Annotated in this window: 22 protein-coding genes; 11 read left to right on the plus strand and 11 right to left on the minus strand. The window is 34.2% G+C overall.

The window, feature by feature from the left end:
* Positions 1-55: 55 nt before the first annotated feature.
* Together AAGU22_RS07190 and AAGU22_RS07195 are read right to left on the minus strand one after the other, a co-directional pair.
* Positions 56-853, minus strand: a complete 798-nt coding sequence (locus AAGU22_RS07190; protein WP_458721510.1) for a protease inhibitor I9 family protein — start codon at positions 851-853, stop codon at positions 56-58.
* A gap of 383 nt (positions 854-1,236) precedes the next feature.
* The gene (locus tag AAGU22_RS07195; RefSeq protein ID WP_458721511.1) at positions 1,237-1,521 is read right to left on the minus strand and encodes a hypothetical protein; all 285 of its coding nucleotides are present in this window, start codon (positions 1,519-1,521) and stop codon (positions 1,237-1,239) included.
* 329 nt (positions 1,522-1,850) lie between these two features.
* On the opposite strand from AAGU22_RS07195, the gene AAGU22_RS07200 reads away from it, so the two are divergent.
* Positions 1,851-4,736 carry an Ig-like domain-containing protein gene (locus AAGU22_RS07200; RefSeq protein WP_458721512.1) on the plus strand — a complete coding sequence of 962 codons (2,886 nt, stop codon included), beginning with the start codon at positions 1,851-1,853 and terminating at the stop codon, positions 4,734-4,736.
* Positions 4,737-5,191: 455 nt separating this feature from the next.
* On the opposite strand, the gene AAGU22_RS07205 is transcribed toward AAGU22_RS07200, so the two are convergent.
* Positions 5,192-5,476 carry a hypothetical protein gene (locus tag AAGU22_RS07205; RefSeq protein WP_458721513.1) on the minus strand — a complete coding sequence of 95 codons (285 nt, stop codon included), beginning with the start codon at positions 5,474-5,476 and terminating at the stop codon, positions 5,192-5,194.
* Positions 5,477-6,012: 536 nt separating this feature from the next.
* Entirely contained in the window at positions 6,013-6,759 is a 747-nt protein-coding gene (locus AAGU22_RS07210; protein WP_458721514.1) for a hypothetical protein, read from the minus strand.
* Between the two features lie 248 nt (positions 6,760-7,007).
* On the opposite strand from AAGU22_RS07210, the gene AAGU22_RS07215 reads away from it, so the two are divergent.
* The 7 genes from AAGU22_RS07215 to AAGU22_RS07245 all read left to right on the plus strand — a co-directional run bounded on the left by AAGU22_RS07215 (position 7,008) and on the right by AAGU22_RS07245 (position 13,882).
* Positions 7,008-7,460, plus strand: a complete 453-nt coding sequence (locus AAGU22_RS07215) for a universal stress protein (RefSeq protein WP_458721515.1) — start codon at positions 7,008-7,010, stop codon at positions 7,458-7,460.
* 304 nt (positions 7,461-7,764) lie between these two features.
* Entirely contained in the window at positions 7,765-8,514 is a 750-nt protein-coding gene (locus AAGU22_RS07220; RefSeq protein ID WP_458721516.1) for a cysteine hydrolase family protein, read from the plus strand.
* 856 nt (positions 8,515-9,370) lie between these two features.
* Positions 9,371-9,823 carry a hypothetical protein gene (locus AAGU22_RS07225; protein WP_458721517.1) on the plus strand — a complete coding sequence of 151 codons (453 nt, stop codon included), beginning with the start codon at positions 9,371-9,373 and terminating at the stop codon, positions 9,821-9,823.
* Positions 9,824-10,148: 325 nt separating this feature from the next.
* Positions 10,149-12,071, plus strand: coding sequence for a potassium transporter TrkG (locus tag AAGU22_RS07230; protein ID WP_458721518.1), 1,923 nt, complete (start codon positions 10,149-10,151; stop codon positions 12,069-12,071).
* A gap of 626 nt (positions 12,072-12,697) precedes the next feature.
* Positions 12,698-12,871: a hypothetical protein gene (locus AAGU22_RS07235; RefSeq protein WP_458721519.1), complete on the plus strand. Its 174-nt coding sequence runs from the start codon at positions 12,698-12,700 to the stop codon at positions 12,869-12,871.
* Positions 12,858-13,346 carry a hypothetical protein gene (locus AAGU22_RS07240; protein WP_458721520.1) on the plus strand — a complete coding sequence of 163 codons (489 nt, stop codon included), beginning with the start codon at positions 12,858-12,860 and terminating at the stop codon, positions 13,344-13,346. Before AAGU22_RS07235 ends, AAGU22_RS07240 begins: the two co-directional genes overlap by 14 nt.
* 233 nt (positions 13,347-13,579) lie before the next feature.
* The gene (locus AAGU22_RS07245) at positions 13,580-13,882 is read left to right on the plus strand and encodes a hypothetical protein (protein WP_458721521.1); all 303 of its coding nucleotides are present in this window, start codon (positions 13,580-13,582) and stop codon (positions 13,880-13,882) included.
* Between the two features lie 164 nt (positions 13,883-14,046).
* Here AAGU22_RS07245 and AAGU22_RS07250 read toward each other — a convergent pair whose 3' ends face one another.
* From AAGU22_RS07250 to AAGU22_RS07275, 6 genes are all read right to left on the minus strand, one after another.
* On the minus strand, positions 14,047-14,544 hold the full coding sequence (locus AAGU22_RS07250; protein ID WP_458721522.1) for a hypothetical protein: 498 nt from the start codon (positions 14,542-14,544) through the stop codon (positions 14,047-14,049).
* Positions 14,545-14,699: 155 nt separating this feature from the next.
* Complete coding sequence (locus tag AAGU22_RS07255) at positions 14,700-16,106, minus strand: M20/M25/M40 family metallo-hydrolase (RefSeq protein WP_458721523.1); 1,407 nt, start codon at positions 16,104-16,106, stop codon at positions 14,700-14,702.
* A gap of 179 nt (positions 16,107-16,285) precedes the next feature.
* On the minus strand, positions 16,286-16,489 hold the full coding sequence (locus AAGU22_RS07260; RefSeq protein ID WP_458721524.1) for a hypothetical protein: 204 nt from the start codon (positions 16,487-16,489) through the stop codon (positions 16,286-16,288).
* Positions 16,471-17,529: a hypothetical protein gene (locus AAGU22_RS07265; protein ID WP_458721525.1), complete on the minus strand. Its 1,059-nt coding sequence runs from the start codon at positions 17,527-17,529 to the stop codon at positions 16,471-16,473. The genes AAGU22_RS07260 and AAGU22_RS07265 overlap by 19 nt, the downstream gene beginning before the upstream one ends.
* Before the next feature lie 267 nt (positions 17,530-17,796).
* Positions 17,797-18,453 carry an HNH endonuclease gene (locus AAGU22_RS07270; RefSeq protein WP_458721526.1) on the minus strand — a complete coding sequence of 219 codons (657 nt, stop codon included), beginning with the start codon at positions 18,451-18,453 and terminating at the stop codon, positions 17,797-17,799.
* 58 nt (positions 18,454-18,511) lie between these two features.
* Positions 18,512-19,174 carry a hypothetical protein gene (locus AAGU22_RS07275; protein WP_458721527.1) on the minus strand — a complete coding sequence of 221 codons (663 nt, stop codon included), beginning with the start codon at positions 19,172-19,174 and terminating at the stop codon, positions 18,512-18,514.
* 163 nt (positions 19,175-19,337) lie between these two features.
* Here AAGU22_RS07275 and AAGU22_RS07280 point away from each other — a divergent pair, with 163 nt between their 5' ends.
* Complete coding sequence (locus AAGU22_RS07280) at positions 19,338-19,793, plus strand: COX15/CtaA family protein (RefSeq protein WP_458721528.1); 456 nt, start codon at positions 19,338-19,340, stop codon at positions 19,791-19,793.
* 65 nt (positions 19,794-19,858) lie between these two features.
* Here AAGU22_RS07280 and AAGU22_RS07285 read toward each other — a convergent pair whose 3' ends face one another.
* Positions 19,859-20,932: an NAD(P)/FAD-dependent oxidoreductase gene (locus tag AAGU22_RS07285; RefSeq protein WP_458721529.1), complete on the minus strand. Its 1,074-nt coding sequence runs from the start codon at positions 20,930-20,932 to the stop codon at positions 19,859-19,861.
* Between the two features lie 58 nt (positions 20,933-20,990).
* Here AAGU22_RS07285 and AAGU22_RS07290 point away from each other — a divergent pair, with 58 nt between their 5' ends.
* On the plus strand, positions 20,991-21,224 hold the full coding sequence (locus AAGU22_RS07290; RefSeq protein ID WP_458721530.1) for a hypothetical protein: 234 nt from the start codon (positions 20,991-20,993) through the stop codon (positions 21,222-21,224).
* 47 nt (positions 21,225-21,271) lie between these two features.
* The gene (locus AAGU22_RS07295; protein ID WP_458721531.1) at positions 21,272-21,772 is read left to right on the plus strand and encodes a hypothetical protein; all 501 of its coding nucleotides are present in this window, start codon (positions 21,272-21,274) and stop codon (positions 21,770-21,772) included.
* The last annotated feature ends 87 nt before the right edge of the window (positions 21,773-21,859 follow it).

A 21,859-nucleotide genomic window follows, 5' to 3' on the forward strand; every position in this document is an offset into this window, starting at 1 on the left:
TAAATATCTGAAATATGCATTAATTCTAGAACTAACCTGTACTAGTCAAAATTAGTTAGGATTTTGTAGTTTTGGTGTCCAATGATAGGACCTCTAGTACCGCACTTGGTAAAGTTTGTGCAAAAGCCTGAGCCATCACATCCTTTTCTACATAGTCAACAATCGGAAGTTGCTCTATGGTTTGGACAACTTTATCATTTGGGGCTCGAATTGTCAATCCGTTTAGCACATTCTCATAGACCTGCAGCAATTCGATGTTCTGTGTGTCAATTTTACTTGATAGCATTGAAAAAAAGTCAGAGACAGTTGTATCATCGTTTTTAAATACAACAATATATTGCCCGGGGATTACATCATCATCAAAAGTCATTGTATCTGAGAGAAAGGTAGATGGAGCGTCAGAATAATCACCAACTAATGGTAAAGTATCTTGGAGTTTTAATGGCGTTTTATTGATATCATTTGTATTTTCATTTTCGTTACCATAAACTGAGTTCATCATATTTGCTGGAAATGGAAGAGATGCAGAATTAGGTTGAGTAGCCTCATCATTGGACTGTCCTTTGCTATTACTGCTATAAGAACGCCCTATATCAGATTCTGAATTATCCTTCCCGCCATCTTCGTCGGAATGGGATTGTGGAATATTATTTGTGATTGTACCCAAATCAAAAATGGATGAACTATCTTCTTTAGGAGAATTATTGTCAAAATTAAAATTAAGGAAAGGAATATCAGGTAAACCTATACTAAATGCGTCAACGCTTTGAAATACACTTGTGCTAAAAATACTCAAAAGTACTATTAAAGTAAGGATGTATGATTTAGCATGTTGACGGCTTTTGCTATTCACATATTAGTATCGACGGTAGATCATTTATGAAATATTGAAAATTTTATCTTCTCTTAGTTTCAGATCTTGATTATACAACACTCGACAAATATCAAATACTGGTATAGTTTTATGATAGATAAAATTACTAATGAGGAATTAGTTTATAGATAGTATATTAACTTCTGGTATAGTTTTATGATAGATAATATTACTAATGAGGAATTTAATTTAACTAAATAGCATGACCTAAGATAAGTAATTCGTAAAGTTCATTATCAGAGTAACAAATATTTTTTTCAAATCTACAAAACCGAATATTATATAAAAATTATATTATAATTAGAGATATTGGAATATGGAAAATTTGCTGAAAGTCAGATTTTTAAAAACAAAAAGAGGTCTTATTGTTGACCTAATGCGTTGTTACCGTCATTTAAGTTAAATGACAAGGCTACGTTGTTACATGATGCAGTTGTATCGTTACCAGAACCACAGCTTGATGCTTGGAATGTTTCGGTATCTTGACCTATTCCTTGGAATGCTTCGTTAGATTTTTTCTTCTTTTTGTCACCATCGTGATTATCACCACCTGCGAAGGCCATGTTATCACCATAGGTTGCTACAGAGCCAATCAAGGCTGCTGCAATAAAGATTGACAAGATTGACAATTGAATTTTTTTATTCATGCAAGATAAAGTATCGTATTATATAATTGGATTGTTAAATCAGATTCTGAAATAATCTTACTAAATATCATTCTTTAATAATAAATCTCGTTAAGATTTATCCAAATTTTGCTAGTTGATTTATTGTTATAGATACCAATGATTCCCAATCTCCAAACTCAAATTTATTGATACAGATTAGACAGACATATAATGACTAAAAATAGTATTTTGAAATTGCGAAAAACTATAGCAATTAAGTCACGGTGAAAAAATTAACATCTCTTTTTTCCTCAGAAGTTGTTGTTATCATCATATGACTTAAATAGCTGCCCTTTTTTGATTTAATATTGAACAAGAATTTCCTACTTGTGTTTGTATTAATATTATCAGCGACCGTATACATTAATTATTCATCCTGGTCTGACGTATACGCGCAAAATAATGGCTCTGGGAATGATGATGATAAGGATCCAATAATCAATGTTCCATCTAGTCCAATAATCGCGGAAGCAACAGGACCACAAGGTTCCGTTGTTTCCTATACCGTTTCAGCATCAAATGCTACCGGGACTCCTCTAGATGTTGGCTGTACACCACAAAGCGGAAGCATGTTTGCCATAGGAACTTCAACGGTAGATTGCACCACTGTGGATGAAGCAGGAAATGATGCAAGGGCCTCGTTCGAGGTATTAGTACGAGATACCACCCCTCCCACAACTGAGCTTGGAGTTGTTAAAACAGGTTGGATGGGCATTCTAGTTAACAACGATTTTACGAATTCTGATGACATTGGATTTGCATTTTCAGGTTCTGATCTAGTAGGTGTCAAAGGCTTTGAATGTAAACTAGATGACGGGAATTGGCGTCCAAGTACGATAGATTACCATGGAAATAATAAATCTGGATGTTATTACATGAACCTTGAAACAGGAGATCATTCATTTCAAGTCAGGGCAGTAGATACCTCAAACAACAAAGATCCAAACCCCCAATTCTTTTCATGGACAATCATATCCCTTGAGGATGCCATTGTAAATCTTCGTGATTTCGTATCTACAATAATTATGCCTCCTAACTTACAAGAAGAATTATCAGATTCATTGAATAATGCAATTGGTAATGTTCAAGATGATGGGAGTTATGATCATCTAATTTGCGAATATCTAGATTCGTTTAGTTATAGTTTTTCAAAAGCTTCCGTGTTAGATTTATTTAATCAAGACGTTACTAATTTTGTTGATAATTCATTCACGTCAATTAGGGATAGAACAGGCTGTAACCCACCCATTGTGAGTTTAGAAAATGAGATCACCGTCGATGAAGGAGTTAATGGTGTGATATTGGACGCATCGGGTAGTTTTGATTCAAGAGATGGGAAAAGTCTAGAGTATGAATGGAGTCAAATTGCAGGTATGAAGGTAGATTTGTTGGACATTTATAAGTCAAAGGCATCATTTAATGCTCCAATTCTTGGAGGAACTTCAAATCAAGTTATGTTTTTCAAAGTAAAGATAACTGACAAAAATGATTTATTCTCCGAAAAAACCATTAAAGTGATAGTTCAAAATTTGCAGCCAGTCAACGATCCACCAGTAGCCGATGATCAGCAGGTAACTGCAAATACGGCTGATCCAACAGAGATAACTCTCACGGCTACAGACCCAGGTGGCAATGCTTTGACATATGCTATAGTTTCACAACCAAAATCAGGCACCATCACAGACCTTGACGAAGACACAGGTAGCCTAGTCTATACATCTAATGCCGGATTTACAGGACGGGATAGTTTTACCTTCAAGGCCAATGATGGAACAGTTGACAGTAATACAGCCACTGTAGCAATAACAGTAAGCGCGACCATTGATCCACCAGTAGCCGATGATCAGCAGGTAACTGCAAATACGGCTGATCCAACAGAGATAACTCTCACGGCTACAGACCCAGGTGGCAATGCTTTGACATATGCTATAGTTTCACAACCAAAATCAGGCACCATCACAGACCTTGACGAAGACACAGGTAGCCTAGTCTATACATCTAATGCCGGATTTACAGGACGGGATAGTTTTACCTTCAAGGCCAATGATGGAACAGTTGACAGTAATACAGCCACTGTAGCAATAACAGTAAGCGCGACCATTGATCCACCAGTAGCCGATGATCAGCAGGTAACTGCAAATACGGCTGATCCAACAGAGATAACTCTCACGGCTACAGACCCAGGTGGCAATGCTTTGACATATGCTATAGTTTCACAACCAAAATCAGGCACCATCACAGACCTTGACGAAGACACAGGTAGCCTAGTCTATACATCTAATGCCGGATTTACAGGACGGGATAGTTTTACCTTCAAGGCCAATGATGGAACAGTTGACAGTAATACAGCCACTGTAGCAATAACAGTAAGCGCGACCATTGATCCACCAGTAGCCGATGATCAGCAGGTAACTGCAAATACGGCTGATCCAACAGAGATAACTCTCACGGCTACAGACCCAGGTGGCAATGCTTTGACATATGCTATAGTTTCACAACCAAAATCAGGCACCATCACAGACCTTGACGAAGACACAGGTAGCCTAGTCTATACATCTAATGCCGGATTTACAGGACGGGATAGTTTTACCTTCAAGGCCAATGATGGAACAGTTGACAGTAATACAGCCACTGTAGCAATAACAGTAAGCGCGACCATTGATCCACCAGTAGCCGATGATCAGCAGGTAACTGCAAATACGGCTGATCCAACAGAGATAACTCTCACGGCTACAGACCCAGGTGGCAATGCTTTGACATATGCTATAGTTTCACAACCAAAATCAGGCACCATCACAGACCTTGACGAAGACACAGGTAGCCTAGTCTATACATCTAATGCCGGATTTACAGGACGGGATAGTTTTACCTTCAAGGCCAATGATGGAACAGTTGACAGTAATACAGCCACTGTAGCAATAACAGTAAACGCAATTGATCTTCCGCCTGAGCCTGAGCCTGAAACTGAACCTGACAATTCAGCTGAAGATAGCACACCTCCAGACTCAAGTAAAGATAGCACACCTCCAGACTCAAGTAAAGATAGCACACCTCCAGACTCAAGTAAAGATAGCACACCTCCAGCTTCCAAATCTAAAAGTCTGAATAGTACAAATATCAGCAGTGGTGGTGGCCTTTTTTCTGATGGGTTCCCTGGATTTACAGATAGTATGAAGAATTTATTCGGCAACTAAGTAACAAAAATACATGGCCAAGTATTGATTGATAATCTAGATATTAGTATTCAAACAATCTATTTTTTTAATTAAAAGATTCAAACTTATTTTATTTTTTGACAGATGACTCCACCTAGTATAAAAAATTTAGAATATTGATTGCATGTTAGCTAGGAAAAAATCATGATTAATTTGTCCGTTAAAAAGCCTAGGTCGGTATCCCTCTATATTACTATGGCAAAATAAGATAGTATAAGATTTAGTTAGTATTGTGATTAATTAATTAGGTCATAATCCTATAAGAAAATGGGAAAATTGTATCATAATCGACTATCACATTGTTTATTAATCCTTAATTTCATACCAGTATTTCACTTAGATCAAACCATTATTGGAATTAAGAAAAAAGATATATAAAGTATTTAGCGTTTTTTTAGATATAATAAATTTTTGTAAGAAAAAAAGTAGGTCTTTTACTCTTGACCTAATGCGTTGTTGCCATCATTTAAGTTAAATGACAAGGCTACGTTGTTGCATGATGCAGTTGTATCGTTACCAGAACCACAAGATGAATCTTGACCAGTTCCTGAAAATTGTTCTAAATCTTGGAGTGCTTCATTTGATTTTTTCTTGTTTTTGTCACCATGATGATTATCTCCACCTGCAAAGGCCATGTTATCACCATAGGTTGCAACTGAGCCAATCAAGGCTGCTGCAATAAAGATTGACAAGATTGACAATTGAATTTTTTTATTCATGCAAGATAAAGTATCGTATTATATAATTGGATTGTTAAATCAGATTCTGAAATAATCTTACTAAATATCATTCTTTAATAAAATAGTATTATAAAATTTTTTTGTAAAATATCAGCATAATTGGTTGGACATGAAATACTGTTAACGATGCTATTTCATACATATCATAGCCATATTGCAAATATCGCTCATTTATTACAAATACCAAAGCTAATATACCCAAAAAATGCCTTTTAAAGCCGCATTCTGATGAAATTTATTTTTGTCTGTAACAAATGAATGACTTTACTAAAATTGACCTTTGTATTCTTAAATGAATTACATGGAATACAAACTTTTTATTTCTCTGCTATAGTACAATCTGTAAAAACTTATCTATCTCTAAAAGAGGAATAGAACTGGGATATGGACAACCAAAGTTAGACAATTGAGAAATCAAAAAAAATTATGATCCTAATATCATACCCTCGGCTAAAAAGCACTTTTAAAAAAAAATGAATCTTAAAATTGCTAACTCTTTACCAAAGGTCACTACCCTAATTATTTGCTCTCAGTGAGCCTGTGCCATTTGGATATAGTTTTACATTAGTTGACGTATCCGAGAATATTACACCACCAATTTCAATATTTTCTACCAGATTTGGACTGTTAATAATGGTTTTAGATCCGTCTGCGTTCTGAGTTGTATTTACTGGATTTGAGAATACTTTTATGTATACAGGTAGAGCGCTAGTGGTTGAATTGTCTAATTTAACCGTAGCTCTCATTGATATAAGAATATCAGTAATAGTGATTTCATCACTAGTATCATTTAAAAATTCATATGTTAATGGAACGCCGTTAACCAATAGCAATGGTTTGCCAACAATCAAGTAATCTGTTTCAAGTCCCACTGGTTTAGATGAAAAATTAGCAACAAGAGTTACATTTTCTGTCCCTGTCAACTGTGTATCGTTTACAATTGACCCGCTAGTCCCAGTTACATTGGTTAAATTATCCATAGTGGCAAATTGCTCACTCAACGGAGTGTTATTAATTAATCCCAAAGTAGAATTAGAGAGATTGAGATTAAGGTCAAGAGTTGATATATTTGTCAGAATAGATGAAGATAAAAGAGAAGAGTTTGTAGAGTTTGTTCCCGACAATGTTACGGAAGTATTTTCGTCAGTAGAAGACACGCTTGAAAACGCTGGATTTGACGATGCAAGCATTAAAACTATTGAAAGTGTTATGCATGAAATTATGCTGTATTTAGTTCCGGCCAAACTATATAAATAGTGCATTAAAAAAATACATAGATCATAACATAATTAAGTTTTTACATAAAAAGTATCCCAATCCAGTATTAAATTGTGCATTTGAATTAGGTTTCTCAATTCCTTTAATTAAGATAAATTCAACAAAATGTTAGATCAAGAAATATGCCTCATAAAATTAAACTAAACAAGAATAGAGGTAGATCACCTCTTGCTTTACTTGCTTGCTTGCAATACAATTGAAACTTTATAAAAAATTTTGCATAAGAAAAAATGTGAGTAAAGTTTTCAATATTTCTAAAATTTTGGTTGGGATTGACGGATCTGAGTTTTCACTAAAGGCCCAAGAATTCTCAAACGACTTGGCCTGTAAATACAATTCTCAAATTATAGCATTTACTGCATTTAATATTCCAAATATGTACAAGATACTTGAAAAAAATGGAGAAGATTACAATACTATCTCTATTGAAAAAGAAATTCGAAAATCAAAGAGATTATTATTAGATATATCAAAAAAGGCAAAAGAAGAAGGAATAAACTTGAAAACAAAATTTTACGATACAAAATCATCCCCAGATCGGGCAATGACCGAATTTGCAGAAAGCGAAGGGGTAAGCCATATTGTAATTGGCTTTAGAGGTAGATCCTTTGAAAATCTATTAATCGGTAACATAGCAACTTCAATCGTAAAGAATTCTAAATGCTCAGTCACTATAATAAAGTAAGATGATTATCTAATTTTCTAGAATTAAGGCTATTGAAAACTTTTGCAAGCCAAGCGAGGATCAGAGAACTCTTTTAATAATTCAAATTAGTTATAAAGAGGTAGGGATTACCGGACGCTATAATGCTTGAAAAGTATTCAAATCATATTTATCACATCCTCTTCTAGACTCATACTCAGCTCAATACGATTTTAAAGATCTATTGTACCCCTATGGATGCTAATTATTCCCTATTCTCCAATCCTGCGTTGAATTAAAGAAAATCGAAAAAACAATTTTAATAAGGCAAAATAGTCTAAGATTAATGCTTCAAATACAGTATGGTAGTAACCTTATCAGTTTAGGATTGGTAATAGTGGACATGCAAAATGGGTTCGTTAGCAAAGATGGATCCTACGATAAACTTGGCATGAATATCGAAAATTACCAACAAGTTGTTCCAAATATTAAAAGGTTGATTAGTTTTTGCAGAAATGAAAAAATACCAATCTTTTATACCGAAGCAATTAGAGAACCAAGCGGAATTGATTTACTACTCCACATTCACAATATTCTTCCCAGAGCAAGGGAGGAAAGACTTCAAAACAAAAAGATACCAATTTGCATGAGAGATACTTGGGATGCACACGTTATTGATGAAATAAAACCTACCCCTGAAGATCATGTCATCCTCAAGCGACGCGATTCAGCATTTCAGGATACGGAATTAAGGGTGTGGCTGCAAAGTATCCACGTAAATACTTTAATTTTCTGTGGTATAGATACCTCGATTTGTGTTGAGACATCCTTAAGAGATGCTTTTAATTTAGGATATGACGTCATATTGGTATCTGATGCAACAGCTTCTGGATCAAAAAAACACTATGAAACTACTATTGAAAGAGTACGCGACTACTATGGAGTTGTTATCAACATTAATGATCTAAAAAAAATGATTCAGACACTTAATGATCTGAATAAGGATGAAACGCAATCAAATGATGAAGAAAACGAAAGCATAAGCCAATTCCTTGAAAAGCATAATTTGATAAACGTAAGAAAAGAAAAGAAATAGTATCGAATTCAGTTTTGAGTATTAGTAGTCCTCCGATTTGATGAATAATAATATCACTTCTACATCTTCTTCAAACCAATTTTGGTATTCCCTCAAGCAGACAGACTCCTAGCCTAATTGACACGAAAAAACATCTGTTTAACAGGTTCATGGGTGCTCAAGCTCTTAGCTGAGCGCTGAATTGGATTTTAAGATTTCATTATCCAAAACGGAGTTACAATAGTAGTAAACTCCACTCTGATAATCATTAGATAGTATATGTTTGAACTGTTTGCTCTTTGTCACCTCAACACTTGCAAATGCTAACCCCACTTCACCTTTGATAATTATCCCCCGATGTAACTATCCGGGCTTTAGATTTGTTTTTAAGAAAAATCATAGATGATAATTCACATAGGACAATCTTAGTAGATATTGCTATAAATATTAAAGTATTGCCAAAAACGTTTGATTTTTGATTTGCCACCATGAGATCGACTTGAGATCCTCAAATGGCAAGATAAAGAGGAGTGAAGATGATTTGCATTTTGCTGCATAATTTCCCAGTTTAGTCAAATGGGTGTGCTTGCTATTGTCCTACTCCTTGAATTGGCCTCCCATTTATGATGATAAGCCTGATTGACGATTATAATCATTTTTTCAAGTTCCCGGAATTTCAATGCTGGATATAAGGTAACGACCATGTTTGCTAAGGGTTGACATCAATACATCCAATCAACTAAATGATACCAACTAAAAGATTTACAATTTTCGCTTGAAACAGACTGGCAGAATAACTTATCCAATAGTCTTTCAGAATTATATTCTAGCATAATCATTAAAAAAATTTAATTAATAATTTCACTTTAATATAGTAATGAAATTATGTTTTAATGGAACAGCTCTTAGGCGATCTCCTTCAGATAGAAACACAAACAAAAGCATAAGGATTAGATCATTATATGCATTCGCTTTATTAATCTTAATTGGATCAGTTGCCATTTTTTGGGGTCTTAAGGACGTAAATGCTCAAAGCGCACAAAGTGGTCAGTTTAGGATAATAGTTCAAGTCCAAAATACTGGCAATTTGGACGAACATGGTGCTATACATGTTGCTATAGATGGTTCACGAAATCCTCAAACTATGTCTGGTTTGATCTTTCCAGGGTTACAAACAAGCTCATACACTTTTGAATTCAGTTCTTCTGAAGTGTCGGTCGGAAAAGGCTTTACTGCAGAAGTAGTTTACGGAGATGATGAAATAAAAAGAGCATCTGGGTCTAACAGCGCCTCCAATACTCCAGAAACGGTGACATTATTAATTCCATAATTAGACCTTTTTTATTTATTAATCTAACTTCGTTCTAATGTATCTTGGATTATTTTGGGCAGATTTAGATATCCATTGCTTACAGTTAAACATACGCCTAACAAATTAAGATTCTAAAAAAGTAAATATATCCAGAGTAAGTAGCGGCATAGGGAATTTATATACATCTCTCATTAATTTATCCCTCCTAGCCGATTTTCATAATACTTTGAGACAAATTTAGATTCACAAAAAGTTGACAATGATAATGAAAATTTTCCTATTATTATGGTTTTTAAAGCTAGATGCATAGAAAAGTTTAAAATGATTTGTCATACCATCTTAGATGAATTCTGAAGAAATAATGGACACAGACCCTCTCAACCGTCCTGTATTAACGTACGCACACCATAATTATATTATCTTAGATGAAGATACAGACGCAGCAAACGCTGTTAAATTAATGCATGGAAAAAAGGCCGAAACCATTATTGTAACGAACAAAAAAGAAGAATATGTAGGGATTATAACTGATAGTGATATTTTAGATAAAATTGTCATGAGAGGAGAAGATTCTGACCAAGTCCCCATCAAATCAATAATGTCATCCCCCCTCATTACTATCTCTGCAAAGGCAAATGTAAGACAAGCCTTAGAACTAATGAGACTAAATCTTATCAAGAGAATTCCTGTAACCGATAATGTGCATATTTTGGGTATGGTAACCCAAGAAGGATTGGCAAATGCTATTAGAACTTCCGTCTTAGAACGACAATTTAGAAGCTATAGAGTGGTAATTAGGGAAAGATACAAACCCATTTGGGGAAATCTTGGATTCATACTTCAATTTTCAGGCTTACTTTTTGTTGCTCCAGCCATCTTAGCCACAGCGATGGGTGAAGTGGTTTCTGCAACTGGAATTTTCCTTGGAATTACCACAATGTCTATTACTGGATTCATCCTGAATGCCTATGGAGAAAAGACGCCAATGAACCTCAGACAGGCGTCAATTCTCATGGTCTTTAGTTTTGTATTACTAAGTTTTTTTGGAAGTATCCCATACATGTATGTAAATCCATTCGGTGAGGGAATAGACCCGGTAACTCTAGTAGTAAACAGTTTCTTTGAAAGTGCATCAGGTTTTACAACTACTGGGTTATCCATGCTAGTTTATCCCGAAGATCTCCCAGAGAGTTTTGATTTTTATAGAGCGTTTACCCAGTGGATAGGTGGTTTAAGCTTCGTATATTTGGTAATCACATTCTTCTATCCCGAAAGAAAGTTGGCTCATATGAAAGGAATGTTAGGTGGGGGAAGTCTGAGGTTAAAACAATTGATACTTACGATTGGAGTTATTTTTAGTATCTACACTGTTTCCCTATCTATTTTATTATATATTTCTGGAAACCATAATATTATATCTAATATTTCGCTAATATTTAGCGCGGTAACGGGTGGAGGTTTCGTTCCTTCTTCTACATCCTTAATTTCTGAAAACTTTTTAGAATTATTTGTCATAATGGCTGGCATGATAATTTCTGCACTTCCATTTGCTTTTCATTATGCTGTTTTTAGTAAGGAAATGCATACTACAAAGATGCGTCCAGAAGTAATCTTATATTTCGGAATTATGTTTACTGCTATTCCCATATTCACATATCTTCTTTTCATGTCTTATCCCACTGCAAATATCGTAACTGGAATTTTTCACACTGTAAGTGCTGCATCAACCACAGGCTTTCAATTTATAGATATCACACTTTTATCTGATGACGGCAAGATTTTATTAATAATTGTGATGCTAATTGGAGGAACAGCTTTCTCAACTGCGGGTGGGATTAAAGTTGGAAGAATACTACAAATAGTTCAGAAATTGACAAGTAAGAAATTTTCCGCAGATGTTACAACGAGATCAATTTCAGCAGTTTCTTCTAGGTATGACAACGCATATCACGGCTATGAAAGAAAATCCGAAATTCACAAGGAAGAAAAAACGTTTAACGAAGCAATCCTCGTTATATTCCTTTTTATCTTTATGTCTTTTTTTACTGGTACGCTTTTATCATTTCTTACAGAAAAAAATTTTTTAGATTCTCTATTTGAATCAGTATCAGCTTTAACCACTACAGGATTAACAGCTGGGATAACAAACATCAATGCTGATCTGTTTTCAAAAGTGTTACTAATAATTAACATGATTATAGGTAGGTTTGAAATAATTGCAGTAATTTATCTGTTTTTAGAAATTTCGAAAATAAAAAAGCATTGATTTTTTTATGTGTATAGAAATCCTCTGGTTCGACATCTTTTACTTCTTTTTTCGAGGGGGTAACTTCAACTACGGCCCAATGTACTTTAAAAGTTTACTCTATTTGATAAAAGCCCATTTAGATAGCCCTTAATGCAACATTCCCTGGAATTATTAGTCGGCGCTAGTTCAAATAATTCTGATGATGCATAAGGAGGAAAAGAGATATCAGACCTACCATCCGGTCACTAATATAATAACCAAAATACGCTAATAGAGATACATTGGTCCTTCTAAAACTGAAATTGAAAATTAGTTTGTCTTTTCATGACCTGATTGAATATTCTAATTTGGCAATATCACTGGGAAGGAGGGGTAGAGTACTATGGACTCTTCCTAATTGAGCATTTCAAATAGAAGGAACTATTATATTTAAGGTAACTATAACAATTAAAAGCTTAACCCTTTTTGTACAAAATCAATCATTAATTCAGCCTTAGTTATTTTAATTTGAATTGCATGCATTAAGAGGATAAACCTTAGTGAATGAAATAGAATGGCGCTCCTTTACTACAGAAAACAAGTAATAATTTTCTATTGAAATAATATAGTATATACTTTTATATTTTGAATTTCATTAAACTACAATGAATACAAAAAATTCATTGAACTTTGTGTTTCTAGCAGGATTATTGGCAGCGACAATTGGATTTCTACCATTGATGAATTCAAATACTGCCCTAGCCCAAACTAATTCAACAGGTAGTACCGAGCTCAACAAATATGACTGGTGGAGACGATATGATGATGAAGAAAGATAGTTATGCCAACCCAATGATGATGAAAGGACATGAAAAGTATGAAAAAATCAACGGAACATTGAACATGATGCAAACAATGTTTCAAGCTATTGGAGATAAATTTAATGTAACATTACCACAGGCTATCTCCACTGCCGAACAATCAGTGGGTAATGGTTCTTTTGCAATGTCAGCCAATGGTCAGGAGAAAGATGGATTCCTTGTAATTTCAGTAGTTCTAGCCTCCCCAGACATGAAATTTACTAAAGTGTTAGTTGACCCAGGAACTGGATTAGTTTTACAAACAAAGCCTCTTTCTATGATGGAATGGATGAAAATGATGCACTCTCAAGGTCATGAAGACAAGAAAATGAAAGGAATGCAAGGTGAATATGGCATGGGTATGGATAGAATGAATGGTGGAGGATATGGTGAATATGGCATGGGTATGGAAGGAATGCATGGTGGTGAAGGCGCTCAGGGATCAGGCTGGTAGGAAATCAATTTCAGTAAATCTACAACCATGACGTATTTTTTTAATTATATTTAATTATTTTTTTCTTAGATGTTTGTTTAAAAACAAATAGGAATTTTTTGAAACAAATCAACTATAGGCTTTTGAATTTATTTTTTTCATATCCAAGGCTATAATTTGATTAATCTCGCCTCGTCTCCCCAACCACAGACATTATATTATTAGTAAGATAAGATCTTGATAGAAGGATAAGAATGTCCGATCCTGGCAATAATGAATCAAACAGAGATGCTGTGACATTTTCGGAATTTGAAATTGAAAAAATTTCGAAGTTGTATCAAACAGCTCTGGATTTAACCTCCGCAAATGAACAAGGACCTTTAACTGATTTAAGTCCAGAATCTTCTGCATCAGACCTCATCAGCAAAAAACGCCAAGCTTGGCATGATGTTCAGAATTATTTGGAAGAATTAGGGAAAAAATATGATTATGATCCGGAAAAATATGTTATAAATAAGATTACTAGGAAGTTAGAACCTTACAAACCAAAATCTTAAGATATTTTTTTATACAGCGGGATCAGATCTTGCTGGTGTACCATGGAGCTGTAACTTCTAACCTCTAACTTGTATTATGTAGTTCTTGATTCAACCATGGTTAAAAAAGATAATAGATTAAGATCTGGCTTGTACCCTACTTAAAGGAGAAACAGGTTATCCTGTCACTTGCTTGAAAATATCTTATGAATATGTTCTCCGGTCTCGCAATCATCATCGGGGTCATCAGCAAAGATTTGTAAAGTGTATGCTTTTGATACATTTGAAATAACGGTTTCCTTTGGAACGTACTCAGCTACTTTACCACTGAATTTTGGCTCGCCGGTAGCGGTCTTGTGATTGACGCATTCGCCTATTTGGAATTTTTTGATATCAAAATGATCAGCACTATAATACGGTTTGTTCCCATCTTCATCTAAGGCGACCGATGCTGCAAAGATGCCATTATTGGTTACAAAAGTATATGCATAGTAACTTTCATCTCCACCATCTACTGAAAATGACCTACCAGGCTGACCTTGTAATTCCATGAATGGGACTCCATTATTGACGCCAAAGTCGGTAATAACAAAGTCCTCTCTATGAAATACTGCAAACGCGTTTGGAACACAAACTGCTGAAAGTAAACTTAGCCCTATAACGAAAATAACTAAATTTTGCACAAAAATTCTATATTTCTTTTGTATTTATCCTTTTATTTGATAATTTCTATTAGAAAGTAAAAATATCGAAATCGATTGTGTGATTGAATCTACTATCTGAGAAATAGTTATAGATTCAAGGAGATTGACAAAATGTTTCGTGCCTTCTCAAAAGTTTAACTTTTAGAAAAGTTCTTTATGATTTCAATAAAGCACCTCGTACCTTTTTTTAAGAGGTCAAGATTAGTGAATTCATTTGGTGAATGCATTTTGTTTGGTAAAATAGTGCTTCCGATGCAAATTGAATCTACGTTTAGGATATCTTTAAAAACATACATGGGCCCAGTGCCTGACGAGGAGACATTTAAAACGACGCCATTAAATATCTTTGATGCGGAATCTACAATTAATTTTACAAATTCATTATTTAATGGTGTTCTAAATGCCGGCTCACCGCTTAGATAGTGTATAGTTACATCTTTTTCTGAATATCCTTTTGATCTCAAGTATTTTACCAATTTATTGAATTGTAATTTCGGATCCATATTTGGGACTAATCTGAAATCCATCTTGACGGTAGCGGTCGAGGGAAGTATTGTTTTTACTCCTTTATTGGTATAGCCTGTAACCAGTCCTGAAATGTTGCAGGAAGGTTCTGTGGCGAGGGCTTTCTTTATCTCGTAAGAAGATTGTCCCTTTATAAAACATGATATTCCGTATTCCTTTTTGAATGCTTCCTCATTGAAAGGTTCATTGGCAATTAATTGTAATTCCTTTTCACTTAGAGACGTTACCTCGTCATACCATTCTTTAATTAGAATTTTTCCGTCATTGGGGTTATATAACAAAGACAATAAATGAACTAATCTCCAAGCAGGGCTCTCAATTGCAACTGCTAAACTTGAATGAACGTCCCGACTAGGTCCATGTACTTTTATTTCTACATTCAGGATGCCTTTTTGACCCAATGAAATTATTGCTCTGTCGTCTTTATCAATATAACCGCTTTCCCAGATTACCAAATCGGATTTGAATTCTTCCTTGTACCTTTGAACATAATTGATCAAATTTGGACTTCCAATTTCCTCCTCACCTTCTATTAGGAATTTAATGTTGCAAGGCACGTCTCCTGTCTCTTGCAAATAATATTCTACGGCCTTTATCCTAGTAATTAGTTCGCCTTTATCATCAGAGGATCCTCGACCGTATATGTGATTGCCTATTACTTTCCCACTAAAAGGATCCTCGTTCCACTTTTCTATTGGATCCACTGGTTGAACATCATAATGATTATAAAATAAAATTGTCTTTCCGCTGGGATTAGATTTTGATTTAACCTCACCATACACTATCGGAGGTATTCGGCTGATAGTTCTACTTTCTATTTGTTCTTCTAAATCCAAGAATAAAAGGTCTGTTTTAATTCCAGCATTTTTCATCATATTTGACAAAAGGATCGAACACTCCTCCAGTCCCTGATTTGTTGCAGAAATGCTAGGCTGCCTTATCAATATTTGCAAGTCGGATATTAGATCATTCATTTGATCATCGGTCAAAGAAGCAGGGAGTAATACATTATCCAACTAATTCATCTGTCTCCCAATAAACCACAATAATTAAAAAACCTTCCTTGTTCCCATATCCCGTCTGACTCATTTAACACACATTATTATCTATTAATATTTTGTTAAATGAATTAGAGGAAAATTTAACTGAACAAAAAGATAGAAAATATGAATATAACAAATATTGTAGAAAAGTTCTAAAGTAAAGGGGAATTATTTTTTGTTTTATCCCAAACATGTTGAATGATTTCGGATACTGTTTGATAAACATTCCCATTAAAATTAGATTCCCATAATCTGGTAACGTATTCTCCAGGAGAGGTCTTGTTTTCTAGTCTATTTTCAAGTATACCAATAAATTCAGGTCCAAGCCCTAAATCTTTCAATCCTTGTTTGGCCACATGCAATTGAGTCTTTGCAGTTTCTGAAATATTGAAATGAGTTTTAGAATTGTACCCGTACGGATCACGGCTAGCCTTTCTTCTCGGATAGATGATAATGGTCGTAAAGGTTTTCCCTCCAGAATAGAGCGATACAAAAACCCGATAAAAAACTCTATCATCGCCACAATTTCCTTTGGGGTTGGTTGAACAGACATTATTCTTGTTTCAACCCTGTAATAAGGTGAATTCAACCTTATCCTAAGATCATCGTGTCTATCTTTTTCAAGACCAAAATAATCATTAGTATTAGCAGAACCTGGTCTGGAGGCAATGTAGTCTACATAATCTTCAATTCGGTCTAAATATTTTGCAATGGCCGGAAACCCAGAATTTTGTTGTTCTGAATGATCATATAGATAAACACGTGGTTCATAAAGCGAAAATAGTTTGCCCGCAAATAATCTACTATTTGAACCTAGCAATATTGCTGAAGGTAATAAATTTAAAATATAATTGAACATGTATGTAGTATAAACAGGATTTAGACCTTGTAAATGAAGGTGAAATCCCTGTATCGCAGTGGCTATGTCACATGCCTTGAACTGCTGACCATCAATCTCGATTTTTGGAAACCTTTTTTGCCATTCATAGATATTCAGATAACGCTCTTTTCTTGTTATCAACTTCTTTTTGAATATCTCAGGAGAAGGATTTCCTCCAAGAAAAACTGGGATTACATTCCTATTCTTGAAGACTTTCTTAATTGCGACAGCCAGATAATCTATGAATTCTTCGAAAAAAACATTCACCATTGACAAACTGTGCATTGAAATTGGGTCAGTTTTAACTTCAAATTGACACTTGCCATATTCAAAATCTACGTCATACTTGGTACTCAATTCCTTTATCAAAGTATGTGCGTTCACAGGCAGTGATTTGTCATCAAGTAAACAAATTTCAATTTCAACCCCGACTCTGTAGATTTCGTCCAGACGTCGTAGGTCATCTTGAATTCTCTTTTTTAACCCTAGAGTTTGGTCTGCCAAGATGTTATTCAAATTTGTTAAACCTATTAATGATATATACTATAAATTTCTTTATGTAAGTATTCGCATAAAATCTAGCATAATAATTAGATGTAATCATAAAGCATATAGATCATATAGATTTCTTTCTTAAATGCAAGATAATTTATAAATCTCTGGGCCCGTCGTGCTGGCTCATCATACTATGTCAGTATTATTCTAAATATTATTCTTCAATCTGGTTACAGAAAATATTAGATCAAACCATGATTTAATAATTACAGCCTTGATTATGTTCTATCAATCATCACTGTTTATATCAATAAGTAATGACTTTGTCTTGAGGTTATTTAGTGTTACTTGTTTATGACATTTATAACACAAAGTCCTTAGATTACTATCATTATGTAGAAATTCCAATACTGTCTTAATTTTATTTTCTAAAGTGTCAAAATTATATCCTAAAAAAGTGTAGTAGGATTTAGGTATGATATGATCACACTCAAGCCAATTTCCAATTTTCTTATTGTATCTTTTCTTTTTATTCAATTTCAATCTACAAATCTGGCATGTATAATCATCCCTCTTCAAAATGCTATTTCGAATATTACGCCAATAAAAATTCTTATTATACCATCTCGTAAATTCCACGCTGCATTTTCTCGAACAATATTTTCTAAATGGTTTACAAACCAAATTTTCACAGTCGTTATTTCTGCATTTTTGTTTGCCTTCTTTGTTTATTCTATCGAATTCATTTATATAAACTATTAATTTCAGGATTTTTTTGGTTTCTTCTTTATTTTTATTCGGTACAATTGATGGAACATTTTTCTCTTGTTCTTCAAATAATACGCCATCCATGGTTGGTAACGAATTCAAGGAGATATTCGATTTTTTCTGGAGTCTCTTTGACTTTTTAGGTTTTGTCTTTCTTTTTCTCTTTTTGACTATCATATAGATTTTCCCTTTATCAATACTTTGAAGATAGTTTTTATCAACTCAAATTTTGATACTAATTAGTGGTATTGGACCAGAACCATATCGTTCTATGGGTGCTAGTATCAGAATTAGTAGTATATGCAGAATGCAGAACGAAAAGTGGTAGTGTCATAATCGATTGAAAATTTATACGATCCCAGTCGATTTTTAAGTAAAGATAATTCATCATTCTTGTTAACAGTAGGAGGAAAAAAATCATTCCTGAGTAAGGAACCTTACCAGCTGACTTGTTGATAATTTGGTAGAATTCGTCCCATTCAATAGTGCCCCCATTCTCGGTCAGGAAAATCCCAGATCCGTCGGCATAATTTGGTCCTGTTTTGGACTTGTGGTCGATGCTCAATGGTATAGAATCAGAGTTAGACCCATTCTTTTCGGAATCCTTGATATAATATCCCACTTTGTACGTTACCATTGAAGTATTGATTATTCCTCTTTCAACAAAAAATTGAGCCTCCCTATTTATTGTGTTTGATGTTTCTAGTGGGATTTTGCCTAGCATTAGAGTATCATTTGATAAATAGAGGGGATTTGAAAAAATTAATGTGCTGAAATTATTATTTTGGGTAGTGTCAGGTAATTTATTATTTTCAAGAAAACCTCGAGATTTACTGTAAAGTGTCCCATTAAATCCTCGAATGCTGGTAGGTTCACCTGACTGGGAGACAAATTGCATGAAATAAATGATTAGTAATGGTGAAATGATAATGAAATGCCAAGAAATTTTTATAGATTTCATAGATTTGAGATCACTATTTTGAATTTAGGGACTCTAATAAATTTTAGATCGCTATAAACATTTAAAAATACGATAGAAAAATGAATATTTATTTAATTTGATGAGCAAAGGCCAGGATGGCTTCCCAAGCAAATCACTATTTGTAGTTACTTTCATAATTCTGAGTTTAACCTTTTCTATAATGATTGTAGGTGTTTATCTATCATCAATTCATCAGGGATACTCTTGTAAGACATGGCCTCTATGTCCAAACGGCTTTGGATTTCCTCCAAAGGAATACTTTTATGAACACTTTCATCGATTTTTAGGACTAATTCTGGCCCTGTCATTATTTTCATTTACTGCATTTTCATTCATCAAGATTAGAAACAGGAATTTAAGCATAAAACTTTCCATAGCATCAACTCTCCTTGTTTCACAAATAATTCTTGGATGGGCAGTAATTGCAACAAAATTGCAACCTATTGTAGTTGCTAGTCATCTTTCAACCGGAATCGCGTTATTTGGGATATTAGTACTTACTTTAATCTCACTGCAGCACAAGATGAAATCATAAAGGTTAGGTTTAGGAATTTGTAAAACGATTACCAGTGAGCGGTTTAAACAAAATTAGGCGTATTATTAGATTTTTGTAAGTTTAAAGAGATTTAGCATATTTATTTCCATTCCAAACCGATCCTCATTTTTTTTCATGTACTTGTAAATTTTAATTAATTCAACAAAATCCTTTAGAATGTTAAAATTTTGAGAAATTCGCTTTTTTATAAAGTTATATACACTAGAATAAATTTTGAATGTTGACAACACTTGTGAAAAGTATCTCTCTTTGTCGTATAAATTGTCAACGAAGAGTTGAGCACAAATGGTAGATGGGATGATACCTTCACCTAAAAGAGCATACACCGTACCTATTGATTCTCCCACTCCAATTGTCTTGTTTCCATCATCAAATGGAAGGCATTTTGAGGGAGGTGTAATCCTAACTGGTCTACCTACCTTTTTGATTACTTGGCATGGATATTTTTTCATAAATGAATCCATAAAAACATGAGTTTGTTTTCTTCTAAAGTCTCCTGAGCCTATATGTGCATATCCATTGCCTAAGGGAAAGTACCAAAAATAGCCTGATAACAACGGAAAGGCCTTTAAATAAAAATCGTCGAAAGGTACTTGATCATATTTTACTTTATATTGAATACATGGTATCCACAGTTCATCGCTTAACTTGGGTAAATAGTGTCTGTGAAATCCGGTGGAATCAATAATCAGGTCAAAATCTTGTTCAAGATTTTTCTTATTTGGTACTTTTTCAAACACAATATCGGTACCACTTATCATATCTTGGATTAGTTTTAACTTATCATAGCTTATCATACCTTTTAAATTAATGTCAATTGTATTACCAGAGTTTATCGCTTCCCCAATGTCTACCCTCATCTTTTTTCCATCATGCAAAACATAGTTGTCAAAGTTTAGACCACATACTTTGGCGTAATCTCTCATTACATTATCGCAGGTAGCCCAAGCACACACGGCATCATGCTCCTTTTCAGGCATTCTTTCAAAACCCTGCACATGTATATCGTGCAGATCACTAAGTTGATTCATTAAATATGCACCTGCAACACCTATCCCAACTACAGCGATCTTCATAATATCTGACTGTACCATTAATGACAAATAAATTGATTTCATTATTTGGAATGCAAATGGATATGATTAAAAAGAAGATCCCAGGTAAGTAATCTATTAGATGGTTGCAAAAAGGGCGCCCAAACCAAAAAAAAGGAAAATGCCGGGTCCATTAAGGGTTGGCATCGCATTAATGATCCTTGGAGCAATTCTTGTGGGGTTTGGAAGTTTGTCTGATAGAGAATCTGTTTCTATTTATGGTTTTATAGTGGTAGTTAGTGGATTCTTCTTATATTTTGTGTCTTACTACTATCTGGATAGACTACAGAAACGAAAAGCTACTAATCCACGATAGTAGTCATCAGAATCTAAATTGAAAAATAACAGTAGATTTTAAAAACAATGAATGCTAGTTATTTGTCATCTAGAAAAATAATGGATGACATTTTATTCAAAAGATTTTATAGTAAAAACATGGGGATCTCATTTTTTTACAACTCGTCCCTTTTATCTCAGGATGATCCCTCAGACGGTGAGGCTAACTATAGCATTAATTTAAGAAATAAAGATTTGCAATTTAATCTAATCAAATTGTCAACTGAGGCAAACGTTGGGCTGAGAATTTTTGGTTTAGAAAAGGGGTTGAAATCATCACTTGGGGATATAGAAATTCTAATTGAGGAAGTAGGAACCCAGCCGTATGAGATAAATGGTAATAAGACCGCATACACTACCAGTATTTATCCCTCTGAATCAGGAAATATCAAAATTAAACGCTTCCTTGTTTCTCATGATGGTCAAGGATTTCTTTTGGCTTTTCAAAATACAGTCGAGCAATTTGAATCTAAAGAAAGCCAGGAAACATTTGATACGATACTCGATACTTTCAAATTCTTAAAGTGATTGGTAGTATGAAAATTGGTATTTCAACAGTTCATCTCCAAAAAAAATAGATTAATTCTATCTGGGATTATCAGATGCTTAGTCTGG

Source organism: Candidatus Nitrosocosmicus sp. R, from assembly GCF_054408505.1.

What these genes read in the sequence shown, in the direction of transcription:
- AAGU22_RS07220 (WP_458721516.1), top strand. Translation starts at nt 7,765, where the DNA reads ATGCTTCAAATACAGTATGGTAGTAACCTTATCAGTTTAGGATTGGTA.
- AAGU22_RS07235 (WP_458721519.1), top strand. Translation starts at nt 12,698, where the DNA reads ATGAATACAAAAAATTCATTGAACTTTGTGTTTCTAGCAGGATTATTG.
- AAGU22_RS07230 (WP_458721518.1), top strand. Translation starts at nt 10,149, where the DNA reads ATGAATTCTGAAGAAATAATGGACACAGACCCTCTCAACCGTCCTGTA.
- AAGU22_RS07225 (WP_458721517.1), top strand. Translation starts at nt 9,371, where the DNA reads ATGAAATTATGTTTTAATGGAACAGCTCTTAGGCGATCTCCTTCAGAT.
- AAGU22_RS07240 (WP_458721520.1), top strand. Translation starts at nt 12,858, where the DNA reads ATGAAGAAAGATAGTTATGCCAACCCAATGATGATGAAAGGACATGAA.
- AAGU22_RS07195 (WP_458721511.1), bottom strand. Translation starts at nt 1,521, where the DNA reads ATGAATAAAAAAATTCAATTGTCAATCTTGTCAATCTTTATTGCAGCA.
- AAGU22_RS07295 (WP_458721531.1), top strand. Translation starts at nt 21,272, where the DNA reads ATGAATGCTAGTTATTTGTCATCTAGAAAAATAATGGATGACATTTTA.
- AAGU22_RS07205 (WP_458721513.1), bottom strand. Translation starts at nt 5,476, where the DNA reads ATGAATAAAAAAATTCAATTGTCAATCTTGTCAATCTTTATTGCAGCA.
- AAGU22_RS07280 (WP_458721528.1), top strand. Translation starts at nt 19,338, where the DNA reads ATGAGCAAAGGCCAGGATGGCTTCCCAAGCAAATCACTATTTGTAGTT.
- AAGU22_RS07270 (WP_458721526.1), bottom strand. Translation starts at nt 18,453, where the DNA reads ATGATAGTCAAAAAGAGAAAAAGAAAGACAAAACCTAAAAAGTCAAAG.
- AAGU22_RS07290 (WP_458721530.1), top strand. Translation starts at nt 20,991, where the DNA reads ATGGTTGCAAAAAGGGCGCCCAAACCAAAAAAAAGGAAAATGCCGGGT.
- AAGU22_RS07245 (WP_458721521.1), top strand. Translation starts at nt 13,580, where the DNA reads ATGTCCGATCCTGGCAATAATGAATCAAACAGAGATGCTGTGACATTT.
- AAGU22_RS07275 (WP_458721527.1), bottom strand. Translation starts at nt 19,174, where the DNA reads ATGCAATTTGTCTCCCAGTCAGGTGAACCTACCAGCATTCGAGGATTT.
- AAGU22_RS07210 (WP_458721514.1), bottom strand. Translation starts at nt 6,759, where the DNA reads ATGCACTATTTATATAGTTTGGCCGGAACTAAATACAGCATAATTTCA.
- AAGU22_RS07285 (WP_458721529.1), bottom strand. Translation starts at nt 20,932, where the DNA reads ATGAAATCAATTTATTTGTCATTAATGGTACAGTCAGATATTATGAAG.